Below are 9,619 nucleotides of genomic sequence, written 5' to 3' on the forward strand. Positions count from 1 at the left end.
CTGCCGAGCACCTTGCCGCCGGCGGCCTTCACGACATCGCCGGTGTCGCGCTCGATCGAATGGCCGAACAGATAGTCCGCGGTGATGAAGAACCAGCTATCGCCGCCGTTCTTCACGATGGCGCTGCCGACCGTGTGGGCGTTGGAATAAGTGTCGTAGGTCCAGTGCGCCACATAGGGACCGCAAGATTTGCCGGTGATGTCGGAGCTCGCGGCGTCCGTGACGATCATGATCTTTTCGTGTTGCTTGGACAATTCCATCACCGCGAGCGCGGTGGCGGAGGTCGGCAAATCGATGATCATGTCGACGCCTTCGTTCTCCCACCATTTGCGGGCCATGGTCGCCGCGATATCAGGCTTGTTCAGCACGTCGGCGGAAACGATCTCGATCGGCTTGCCGAACAAGGTGCCGCCGAATTCCTCGATCGCCATCTTGGTCGCTTCGACATTCCCCGCGCCGCCGATGTCGGAATAAACCGACGAGAAATCGGTGAGCACGCCGATCTTGAGCGGCGTCGCGGCTGGCTGCTGCGCGGATGCCGATACGATCAATAGCGCCGACAACAGGCAAGCCGTCGACACCATCCTTGCGATGGGCTTCATGGGGTCTCCTCCGTGTTTTTATCAGTTTGTCGGACAAAGTAGATTTGGGTTCCGTCGAAGTCAATCGCTGTCGACACGAGGCGTGTGTGCGGCCGAATTGACGCACCGTCGCCGCCGGGATACTTTGTCGGACAACCGACATTGAGGTCGCCTTTGCCCGCTTCCCCGCTGTTTCGACGGATCGACGTCGCGCCCGCTTACCAGAAGGTGGCGGATGCGATCGAGCGCGAGATCGTCAGCGGCCGCATCAAGCCGGGAGACCCGATCGGGACCGAGCTCGAACTGGTGCGGCAATTCGGCGTCAACCGCTCGACGGTGCGCGAGGGCATCCGGGTGCTGGAGGAAGGCGGGCTGCTGCGGCGCGATTCCAGCCGCCGCCTGCAGGCCTGCCTGCCGCGCTACAACAAGCTCGCGACGCGCCTGAGCCGCGCATTGGTGCTCCACGAAGTCACGTTCCGCGAATTGTTCGAGGTGTCGCTGACGCTCGAGATCGCGAGCACGGAATGCGCGGTCGAACGGGCCACGGAAGAGGACATTGCCGAGCTCGCCGACAATCTGGCGCGAAGCGAGCAGGTGATCGCCGATCCCGCAGCGCTCGCCGAGTGCGATGCGGATTTCCACGTGCTGCTGGCAAAAGCCTCGCACAATCGCGTGCTGCAGCTCGCGCGCGAGCCGGCCGCGCAATTGTTCTTTCCGACCACCGAGATGATCGTGAGCCATGTCGCGCAGGGCGCCTCACGCCTGGTCGAGGCGCATCGCCATCTGCTCGAAGCGATCCGGCGGCGCGACAAGGCGGCGGGCGTGCAGTGGACGCGGCGTCATTTGCAGGACTGGCGCCGCGGCTTCGAGCGGATCGCTTCGCTCGACCGGTCGGTCGAACACATGTACATGGAGCATGCACAGGCGGTTCGGCGCAAATAGAACCGAAAACGCATCGTCCGAACCAGAAATAAACAGCGGACGTTCAGGGAGGGAAAAATGACCGCGGACATCACCACGACGATCCAGAAGGCGCGCGAGCAAAGCATCGGCGACCTGCTCCGCCGCTCGGCCCGGCGCTATCCCGACAAGACGGCACTGGTCTGCGGCGACGTGAGCTGGACTTATGCGGAGATGGACGCGATCTGCAACCGCCTGGGCCGCGGCCTCGGCGGGCTCGGGGTGACGAAGGGCGACCGCGTCGCGGTGCTGTCACGCAACTCGCACGCCTTTGCGGCGCTGCGCTTTGCGCTCGCCAGGATTGGCGCGATCGTGGTGCCGATCAACTTCATGCTGAACCCGGACGAGATCAATTTCATCCTCGCCAATTCCGGCACGAAGCTGCTCGCCGTCGGCCCCGATCTCGTCGAGGCCGGCCGCTCCGCGACCGCCAAGGGCACGAAGGTCGAGAAATTGATCTGGCTTCTGGGTGAGGATGCCGCTGCGCCGCCGAAGGACATCACGACCTTTGCGGACCTGCTTGCCGCCGACGCTTCGCCGTTAGAGACTTCCGTCGACAGCCGCGACGTCGCGCAGATCATCTATACCAGCGGCACGGAGTCGCTGCCCAAGGGCGCCGTCCTCACCCATGAAGCGGTGATGTGGCAATATGTGAGCTGCATCATCGATGGCGGCATGGCGGCTGAGGACACCATCCTGCATGCGCTGCCGCTCTACCATTGCGCGCAGCTCGACGTCTTCCTCGGGCCCGGCATCTATCTCGGCGCCACCAACGTGCTCACCGGAAAGCCGGTGCCTGATCACATCCTCGCGCTGATCGCGGCCCACAGGATCAACGCCTTCTTTGCGCCGCCGACGATCTGGATCGCGATGCTGCGCTCGCCGGCCTTCGACAAGACCGATCTTTCGAGCCTGCAAAAGGGCTATTACGGCGCATCCATCATGCCGGTGGAGGTGCTGCTCGAATTGCAGCGGCGCCTGCCGGGTGTGAAGTTCTGGAATTTCTACGGCCAGACCGAGATCGCGCCACTCGCGACCGTGCTGAAGCCCGAGGATCAATTGCGCAAGGCAGGATCGGCCGGCAAGCCCGCTCTCAATGTCGAGACGCGCGTGGTGAATGCCGACATGGAGGACGTCAAGGTGGGCGAGGTCGGCGAGATCGTGCACCGCTCGCCGCATCTGCTGTCCGGCTATTACAACGATCCCGCCAAGACTGAAGCGGCCTTTGCCGGTGGCTGGTTCCATAGCGGAGATCTCGCGACCGTCGATGCCGAGGGGCACGTCACCGTGGTCGACCGCGTCAAGGACATGATCAAGACCGGCGGCGAGAATGTCGCAAGCCGCGAGGTCGAGGAGATGGTCTATCGCCTGCCGGCGGTCTCCGAAGTCGCGGTGGTTGGCTTGCCGGACCCGCGCTGGATCGAGGCGGTGACCGCGATCGTGGTGGTGAAGACTGGCGAAACGCTGGATGAGGAGACCGTCATCAAGCACTGTGCCGGCCAGATGGCGCACTTCAAGGTGCCGAAGCGCGTGCTCTTCGTCAACAGCCTGCCCAAGAATCCGAGCGGCAAATTGCTGAAGCGGGAATTGCGGACGCGTTTTCTTGGCAGCGAAACACTCGATCGTGCGATTCAGAAAAATTTCGCGGGCTGAGAATTCCGAACCCCGCAGCCGATCAAGCGGGCGTGAACGGATCGCGTCGCGGTAGCTGATCGGATTCCCGTAGCGACAGTGTATGGTTGTGTCGCTGCGATGGCTTACCGCGGCAGCGATGCAGCATCATTGCGACACGCAGGGGCCGATGCTCAAGAAATCCCATGCCACCGGGCTGGCCGGGACGACCGGGACACGCATCGTTCCGCTCGACCGCGCGCGCACCTTCATCACCTTCCTGGTGGTCCTGTATCACGGCGTGATCAACTACACCTATTTCGGCATCGGCGGCGATCGGATGCGATGGCTCGGCTTCGATCTGATCGCGCTGTTCAACGACAGCTTCTTCATGGCCTGCATGTTCTTCATCTCGGGCCTGTTCGTGCACGACAGCCTGGCGCGCAGGGGGCCGGCCAACTTCCTCGGTAGCCGCGCGTGGCGGTTGGGCATCCCGTACCTGGTGTCGATCTTCGTGCTGATGCCGATTGCCTACTACCGCTACCACGTGACGGAGCTTAGTTTCCCGCAGTTCTATTGGCACATGGTCACGGTCGGCCCGTGGTCGTCGGGGTCGGCCTGGTTCCTGTGGGTGCTGCTCGCGCTGGACGCGATCGCCGCGTTGATTGGGGCCGTGGCACCTCGCGCGATCCCAGCGCTTGGGCAACTCGTCGACGGCTTCCGTCAGCAGCCGATGGCGGCCTTCGCCTTATTCCTGATCTTCTCGATCATCATCTACCTGCCGCTCCACCTGGAGTTCGGCGATTCCGCCTGGTTCGTGCCCGGCCATTATCCGCTGCCGATCCAGACCAGCCGCATCCTGCTTTACACCGGCTACTTCTTCACCGGCGTCGCGGTCGGCGCCATCAGCCTGAGAGGCGGGATACTGGCGGAGGGCCGGGATGTGGCGAAGCGCTGGATGCTGTGGCTCGCTTGCGGGCTCGCGTTCTACGGCGTCATCCTGCTTCTGGTCTACGTCCATCATAGCGTGCTGCCGGACTTCCGTTCACCGCCGCTGTGGTGGCAGATCGCCTATGGCTTGGCGTTTGCCATGTTCAACGCGGCGATGACCTTCACGGTGCCCACGCTGTTCCTGCGCTTTGCGCGATCACGATTTCGGTTCCTCGATGCGATGCGGCCTTCGGCCTACGGCATTTATCTCGTGCATTTCGTTCCGCTGATCTGGCTGCAATATCTCGTCTATGATCCGCCGTTGCCCGTGTTCGTCAAATTCGCGATCGTCTTCCTCGGCACGCTGTTCATCAGTTGGGGCGCGACCATCCTGCTGCGAAGAATTCCGCTCGTCGCACGCATGATCTGACGCGGTCGTCAGAAAAGGCCGATCTGGGCCGGACAGCCTTATGTGGCCTTTATAAAAGGACAAGGCGATCCCCATGGAATTTACACGCCTTGCCATTCACCTCTGGGCAAGCGTTCGGTTCCGCCATGGCGATAAGGACAGAAGATGATTGTCCGCTTCGAGCGTCGGGGCCGGCAAATTCACCCGCGCGGCGTTCGCGCTGCTTGGAGGCCAAGATGACGGTCTATCATGCATACATCGTTGGGCTGCACGGCCGATCGATTGGAGTGGTTCGGATAGATTGTGTCGATGATGACACAGCCATCAAATCCGCCGAGCGTCTTGTCGACAGCCATGATGTGGAGCTCTGGCAGATGGATCGGCCCGTAGCCAGGTTCGACGCCCCGTCAAAGCAGTTGTTCAGAAAATAAGTGTAGCGCCCGGGCTCGCTAGCACAGCGACACAGCGCCGGTGCCATGAGGACCGGCTGAGGGTCAAATGCGTCCGTGCATGCGAGCATGAAGCGGCGCCCGGTCTGCCGCTGGCAGCCGACATGCCAGCGGCTTAAGCGCTATTCGGCTCGGGGTCGCAATCGGACTCTGGCAACGAAGAGGGCCGCTCAAAAGCGGCCCTCGCACACAAAGTGCAGTATCACTTCAATTTGTAGGTACCAGTCTGGTGATTGCAGTCTTGGAACGTCCCCTCCTTGACAACTGGGAAAGGTCCGAGCGGTTGCACCGTGGCGTTCGTGACCATACCCTCGTACTTCCCAGTGCCCGCAACAGACTCCCTGGTTACTTTTCCATCTGCAATTGAGAAGTACGAAAGTCGCTTATTGCCGTCCCCGTCAGTAGCCTCACAGACGGTGGTGCCGGTAATCTTCCCGCCAAGAGAGGCATTCATCCCTACGCACCGGAATGTTTCCTTATCGAAAATTCCGCCCGGAGGATTGCTTCGAATAGAACCTGTCTGCTCATAGCTTAGCGCAGTGTGGGTCTTGGAAAATGAGATGGTATTACTCGTGCCCGACCAGCATGCAGTGAAGTCGAAGTTGCCTTCCTTTGGTAGCTCGGCGGCAAAAGCAGACGGGGCAAATGCAAAGATGATAGAGGCTAAGGCGTACCTGCGTGCGCTTTCCATAGTACGTACCCTCCGTTTGCAATGAGAATGAGCACGAACGATCAAGACGCGAACGCGAATGGATCTTCGCGCCATCCAATGATGGCATTTTCAACCTTCTGTAGAAATGACAACTTGACGCACGTGCCACAATTCGGTCACGGCGGGCTCTAGCGAAACCTCGACTTTCCGGCCGGAGTTCGTTCTTGGGTGGAAATGCCCGGTTTAAGTCACAAGCCGACGTCGCCGACGTGTCCAGCCTTTGTCTGCCCTGCCGCCCGCGGTGGGCATCGCTCAAGTATGAGCCCGCGACGGCAGAGCCTAGGCAGCCAATCCGAAGTTGGAGAGCTTCACGCGATTGCGGCCGGAGGTCTTCGCCTCATAGAGAGCTTCATCCGCGCGGATCAACAGCGACTGGATCGTTTCGGATCCGGTGGCGTGGGCAATTCCGCCGCTTACGGTTGTCCGGATGGGGCCCAAAGGAGTAGGGACGGACATCGCCTCGATCTGCGCTCTTATGCGCTCGGCAACGGCTGCCGATGCCCTCGGACTCGAGTTCAACATCACGATGCAGAACTCTTCGCCGCCAATTCGCGCGGCCAGATCGTCTGAACGGACATTTGCGGCGATGATTTCGGCAAAGGCCTTCAACGTCCGGTCGCCGGAATCGTGTCCGAACCGATCGTTGATGGTCTTGAAGTGGTCCAGATCCATCGCCACGACGGCGGTGCCAACCGGGACATGGCCGGGCGGACCGTCAAACAGCGCTTGGCGATTTAAGAGTCCGGTCAAGGCGTCCGTCATGGCTTCCGACTTATGCCGGTTCGCGATCCGCGCCTGATTGAGGGTGAGGGACAATGTGCCGATGCCGGTCAATCCGGCGATCACAACGATGGAATTGATGTCTTCGGCCCAATTGGACGGACGAGCGGTCAGGACGAATTGGCCTTGCTCGGCCAGCGCGTAGCCACACGCGACGAATGATAGTGCGGCGATCAGATAGAGCGTCGCATTGGCGGCCATCAGAAGCGGGGATTCGGCGCGTGCCGTCCAGTATTGGAAAGCGGTCAGAAGGAGCAGCATGCCGATCACTACATTTGCAGCGATCGTCCCGGTGCCGGAATAGCCCATCGCGAATGCGGCCGATGTGGACAGAACGCCAAGGCCGACAACTGCGAATACGGTGAACCAATTGAACCGGCTTGAGCAAAATTTGGCTGAGCCCGCGTAGAGCAATCCGAAGCCGGACATCAGGAGCACGAAGGACACCAGCAGCAAATTGGCATCGTACCTTTGAATGATACTGCCAAAGAACGCCACTCCGGCGACGATAAGGGCAAGGCCGATCGACCAGCTCAGCAGGTGGGTCTCGGATTTCCCGACCACCCACATCATGCAGAGCGTGAGTCCGAGGGACGCGCCCGAGAAGCCGATTGCGACGAGAATCGAAAACTGGTCGAGAAGCATGACGCCGGGCCGAGATGGGATCGGGGCCTTAATACGTCATCGATCGTTACCCAAATGATGGGGGCGCAGGTTGTTTGCAGTGCACGGTAATCAAATGGTTATCGCTTTCGGTCGAAAACCATCGAATTGGCGCAGCGGATTTCGTAAGCGAAAAGAGAGGGATACTGGATATTCTGAAACCTCGAATTGAGATCAGTGTGGAAGCGGACTCCGATCAAGTTCAACCTCGCCCCGCGAGCGGGGCGAGGTTGCGAAAACGTCAGGAGCCCTCGAACTTGAACGATACGTTAAGCTTGGCGCGATAGGCCTCGACTTGCCCCTTGGCGTCCAGTTGCAGATCGAGTTTGACAACCTCTGCGACGCGAAGATCTCGGAGAGATTTTGCGGCTTGCCCGACCGCGTTGGCCGCGGCCTTTTCCCAGGATTCGCTGCTGGTACCGATCAGTTCGATGACCTTGTAGACGCTCTCAGGCATGTCGTCCTCCTGTCCGGAATGAAGCAGGAAGCAGGTGCTCCCTGCCGCCGTCGAAACTAGCATCACGATATCGGCCTTGAAAGGACGCGCCACGGCCGCAGGCTGCGGGATCGTTCGGCAACTTGAGCATCAGCCTCAAGTTGTGCTTTGATCTTGCGGCCACAACTGGGTTTTATCATGATCCATCTGGGTTTCCTGGCGTTACGGCTGTTTGCCTTTGTCCCTTTCCTCTTCCGTCACGGTTTCGCTACCTGGATGATCGCCTGCGCCGCGGTGATCCCCGCGGGAGCAGCATCGGCACAGCCGCTGCCGCCCGGCGTCCCCGAGAAGATGCCCGCCGACATTCCCTATGGGACGCCGATTTCGTTGGATCTCGCCCGACAAGCGGTGGACGCCGCGTTTGCAGAAGCGTCCAAGCGGGGGTGGAAGATCGCCATCGCCGTCGTATCGCCGTCGGGCGACCTGACTTATTTCGTGAAAATGGACGACACCATGTTGGCATCGCCAACCATCGCCCAGAACAAGGCGCGCACCGCCGCGCGCTTTCGGCGCGACACCAAGGGCATGTTCGATCTGACGGAGACCGGCCATTCCTATGTGATGACGCTCGATCCGACGCTGGTCGCATCGCCGGGCGGCATACCGATCATCAGCGAAGGCAAGGTCATCGGCGCGATCGGATGCAGCGGAGGAGCAGGCGCGCAGGATGCTGTCGTCTGCCAGGCGGGCATCGAGGCTCTCAATCGCAAATGACGCCTGAAGCGCGATAGGGCGAGATCGCCGAGGCGATCCGCAGAAGGTGGCGGCTTTCGCATCGTTGTATGTTGCGCTATATATCGGATGCGAACAGCCGGGCCGGAAGAGCTACGGAGTTCCGGTCCTGCAGGACGCGCAGTGAACGATCATCGATCGATGATCGTCCGTTCGAGGCATTGCCTCGTCCACCCCACGTCCATCAGGAACCAAAACATGAAACAGAATGACAGCGTTGCCCTGTGCTCGCTGCGACAGGGAGACTTGCTCAAGAGCCACAATGCATGGGCGCTCGGCGCGGCCGGGTTGATATTGCTCATGCTCGGCATGGCGCATGCCGAGACGCCGGTCGGCGTTCCCGACAAGAGCCATCCGGAGAGCGTTACGGCCACCAGCGACGGCACGCTCTATATCGGAAGCTTCAACCTGGGCGGCGTCATAAAGGCCGCGCCTGGCGGAAAAACGGAGCAGTTCATCTCGCCTGGCGCCAACGGCAGCCGTTCGGTGCTCGGCGTGCTCGCCGACGAAAAGAGCCGTACCTTGTACGTCTGTTCCAACGACCTGAGCGGTTCGGGCGTTGCCGGTCCGGGCGAGACCAAGGGCGCCTGGCTGAAAACCTTCGATCTCGCCACCGGCGCCCCGAAGGCGAGCTTTCAGCTCAAGGATCCGAAATCGCTTTGCAACGATATCGCGATCGGCGGTGACGGAACCGCTTACATCACCGATTCCTTGGCCCCGTATATCTACAGCCTGAAGCCAGGCGGCACGGCGCTCGACGTGTGGGCGACCGATCCGCTGCTGGCGCCGGCAAAGGACGGGGTCGGGCTCGACGGCATCGCGGTCGGATCGGACGGCCATCTCTACGTCACGACCTTCATTCCCGCCAAACTGTTCAGGATCGCGGTCAAGGATGGCAAGGCGGGGGAGATTACCGAGCTGAAGCCATCCCGTCCGCTGGATCATGCGGATGCGATGCGCGCGTTTGGCGGCGACTTCCTGCTGGTCGAAGGCGCCGGCCGGCTCGACAAGGTCACGGTGACGGGCGATGAGGCCAGGGTCGACGTGATCAAGGATGGTCTGGCCGAGCCTGTTTCGGTGACCCAGGTCGGCAACACCGGATGGATCGCCGAGGGCAAGCTGTCCTACCTGATCGGCCCCAACAAGGGGAAGGATCCCGGTCCATTCGCGATCGTGCCAGTTCCGCTAAAGTAAGACGTGAACGACTTGCCGTAGTGTAGGAGAGACGCGCCGGCCGACGCCGACTGCGGCGTTATCGGCCGGTGCTCATCTTGTCCGCGAAAGGCTTCAATGGCA

General features: G+C 61.1%; 9 protein-coding genes. 5 read left to right on the top strand and 4 right to left on the bottom strand.

Annotated features, from left to right (window positions below; translation table 11 throughout):
* The coding region (locus tag CWO89_RS35605) for an ABC transporter substrate-binding protein (protein WP_165421461.1) at positions 1-602 on the bottom strand (602 nt) is incomplete at its 3' end.
* Between the two features lie 153 nt (positions 603-755).
* On the opposite strand from CWO89_RS35605, the gene CWO89_RS35610 reads away from it, so the two are divergent.
* The 3 genes from CWO89_RS35610 to CWO89_RS35620 all read left to right on the top strand — a co-directional run bounded on the left by CWO89_RS35610 (position 756) and on the right by CWO89_RS35620 (position 4,512).
* Positions 756-1,523: a FadR/GntR family transcriptional regulator gene (locus CWO89_RS35610; RefSeq protein WP_130583098.1), complete on the top strand. Its 768-nt coding sequence runs from the start codon at positions 756-758 to the stop codon at positions 1,521-1,523.
* A gap of 57 nt (positions 1,524-1,580) precedes the next feature.
* Entirely contained in the window at positions 1,581-3,194 is a 1,614-nt protein-coding gene (locus CWO89_RS35615; protein ID WP_130583099.1) for an acyl-CoA synthetase, read from the top strand.
* A gap of 148 nt (positions 3,195-3,342) precedes the next feature.
* Positions 3,343-4,512: an acyltransferase family protein gene (locus tag CWO89_RS35620; protein ID WP_130583100.1), complete on the top strand. Its 1,170-nt coding sequence runs from the start codon at positions 3,343-3,345 to the stop codon at positions 4,510-4,512.
* A 630-nt stretch (positions 4,513-5,142) separates the two neighbouring features.
* Here CWO89_RS35620 and CWO89_RS35630 read toward each other — a convergent pair.
* From CWO89_RS35630 to CWO89_RS35640, 3 genes are all read right to left on the bottom strand, one after another.
* The gene (locus CWO89_RS35630) at positions 5,143-5,631 is read right to left on the bottom strand and encodes a hypothetical protein (RefSeq protein ID WP_130583102.1); all 489 of its coding nucleotides are present in this window, start codon (positions 5,629-5,631) and stop codon (positions 5,143-5,145) included.
* A 300-nt stretch (positions 5,632-5,931) separates the two neighbouring features.
* Positions 5,932-7,077: a GGDEF domain-containing protein gene (locus tag CWO89_RS35635; RefSeq protein ID WP_130583103.1), complete on the bottom strand. Its 1,146-nt coding sequence runs from the start codon at positions 7,075-7,077 to the stop codon at positions 5,932-5,934.
* Between the two features lie 259 nt (positions 7,078-7,336).
* On the bottom strand, positions 7,337-7,552 hold the full coding sequence (locus tag CWO89_RS35640) for a dodecin family protein (protein ID WP_130583104.1): 216 nt from the start codon (positions 7,550-7,552) through the stop codon (positions 7,337-7,339).
* A gap of 177 nt (positions 7,553-7,729) precedes the next feature.
* On the opposite strand from CWO89_RS35640, the gene CWO89_RS35645 reads away from it, so the two are divergent.
* Positions 7,730-8,305 (top strand): GlcG/HbpS family heme-binding protein, encoded by a 576-nt coding sequence (locus CWO89_RS35645; protein ID WP_245476727.1) that lies wholly within the window; start codon positions 7,730-7,732, stop codon positions 8,303-8,305.
* Between the two features lie 216 nt (positions 8,306-8,521).
* Entirely contained in the window at positions 8,522-9,517 is a 996-nt protein-coding gene (locus CWO89_RS35650) for an SMP-30/gluconolactonase/LRE family protein (protein ID WP_130583105.1), read from the top strand.
* Positions 9,518-9,619: the final 102 nt, after the last annotated feature.

The organism is Bradyrhizobium sp. Leo170, assembly GCF_004296405.1.
GTDB lineage: Bacteria > Pseudomonadota > Alphaproteobacteria > Rhizobiales > Xanthobacteraceae > Bradyrhizobium.

Coding starts and splice junctions, on each gene's coding strand:
- CWO89_RS35630 (WP_130583102.1), bottom strand. CDS start 5,631: ATGGAAAGCGCACGCAGGTACGCCTTAGCCTCTATCATCTTTGCATTT.
- CWO89_RS35620 (WP_130583100.1), top strand. CDS start 3,343: ATGCTCAAGAAATCCCATGCCACCGGGCTGGCCGGGACGACCGGGACA.
- CWO89_RS35645 (WP_245476727.1), top strand. CDS start 7,730: ATGATCCATCTGGGTTTCCTGGCGTTACGGCTGTTTGCCTTTGTCCCT.
- CWO89_RS35635 (WP_130583103.1), bottom strand. CDS start 7,077: ATGCTTCTCGACCAGTTTTCGATTCTCGTCGCAATCGGCTTCTCGGGC.
- CWO89_RS35640 (WP_130583104.1), bottom strand. CDS start 7,552: ATGCCTGAGAGCGTCTACAAGGTCATCGAACTGATCGGTACCAGCAGC.
- CWO89_RS35650 (WP_130583105.1), top strand. CDS start 8,522: ATGAAACAGAATGACAGCGTTGCCCTGTGCTCGCTGCGACAGGGAGAC.
- CWO89_RS35615 (WP_130583099.1), top strand. CDS start 1,581: ATGACCGCGGACATCACCACGACGATCCAGAAGGCGCGCGAGCAAAGC.